We start from the raw sequence: 1,300 nt of genomic DNA, 5'->3' as shown, positions 1-1,300 counted from the left end.
CAATTTGTGGTCTGGAATTATTGCCTACAAATTCCTAGATAAAAAGCCCACTATTAGAGATTTTCAAGAAAAAAATCTACTTACAAATTTTGAACTTTTTCAAGATATTGCCGCTTAACTCACGTTACTTTAATATTAATCGGATTTTTACTACAGGTACGGAAATTAATTTCATTGTACGTCCTACAGCAAAACTGACAATTTCAGCTGGTTATCAGTATCTTATTGCTAAAGATGCAAGTGTAATAGAAAGAATTCGTAATGGCCAAATTTTTGCCCGTAATCCTGAAACGCTTGCAACCATTCGTTTGCAAAATCAAGATTATTTCGGACTTTTCAATCGTTCAAGGCACTTGGCAAACCTCAAAGTCAGTTATCAAATTCCCAAATGGAAAGCTAACATCTTTGCTCGTGTATTTTATCGAAGCCGCTATGGTCTTTTTGATAGCAATGCAAATGGCATTTTTGATGATTACGATAGCTTTGTAAAAGGCTATTGCTTGTTCAATGTGGCAATAAGCAAGGAATTTCAGCAAAAACTTTTGTGCCAAATAGGAGCTAACAATTTATTCAATTTTACAGATGCCGAAAATATCAGCAATCTAGCAGGTAGGCAACTTTTTTTCAAAATGCAGTTTAGTTTTTAACCTTAAAACCCTTTCAATATGAGAAAAATAAAAGTTTTATCTATTATCAACATCATCGTTAGTCTTTTTTTAGGTTGGACACTCTTTTGGGGTGGAGTTCGCAAGTTTAGCAAACCACTGCCTGCTCCCACTGCTCAAATAGAAGCCTTCAAAAAAGGAGAATTAGAAAAAATAGATGAGGCAACCCTTAAAATCAAAAACTACATTTTCGGTATGAAGCAAACAGGATACTTTTGGCAGTTTTTGGGGGTAAGTGAGATTTTAGCAGGTTTGTTGCTATTCAGTCAGTTTTTCCGTTTTGCAGGAGCGACGATTGCCTTACCAATGACTATTCAGATTTTCTTGTTTCACTTGTACCTTGAACCTCACGAAGTCGGCGAGCTTATAGAAACTGCGTTTATGCTTCTTATCAATGTGTGGCTTATTGCCTTTGAATATCCTAAATGGAAACATCTTGTATTGAATAAATCTATCCTTTAACCCTAAAAATCAAAATGTTATGAGAAAAGTTAATCTTTCTATCCTTCAATATGACCGCCAAGTTATGAATTAGTGGATATTGACGGCGTTTAATTTAACAAAATTAAGAAAGATTTCATCATTAAGAAAATCCTTATTGTTTTTTTGTGAGGTATAAAAAAAATACTTATAGC

At 33.9% G+C, this 1,300-nt stretch carries 2 protein-coding genes; both read left to right on the top strand.

What is annotated here, in order from left to right; all coding sequences use genetic code 11:
* Positions 1-89: 89 nt before the first annotated feature.
* Complete coding sequence (locus Rain11_RS13705; protein ID WP_165778158.1) at positions 90-647, top strand: TonB-dependent receptor domain-containing protein; 558 nt, start codon at positions 90-92, stop codon at positions 645-647.
* A gap of 18 nt (positions 648-665) precedes the next feature.
* Positions 666-1,127, top strand: coding sequence for a DoxX protein (locus tag Rain11_RS13700; protein ID WP_101359933.1), 462 nt, complete (start codon positions 666-668; stop codon positions 1,125-1,127).
* Positions 1,128-1,300 lie beyond the last annotated feature (173 nt).

The organism is Raineya orbicola (assembly GCF_002843425.1).
Taxonomy (GTDB): domain Bacteria; phylum Bacteroidota; class Bacteroidia; order Cytophagales; family Thermonemataceae; genus Raineya; species Raineya orbicola.
Note: the sequence above shows the minus strand (reverse complement) of the source record. Positions and strands in the feature narration are given on the sequence as shown.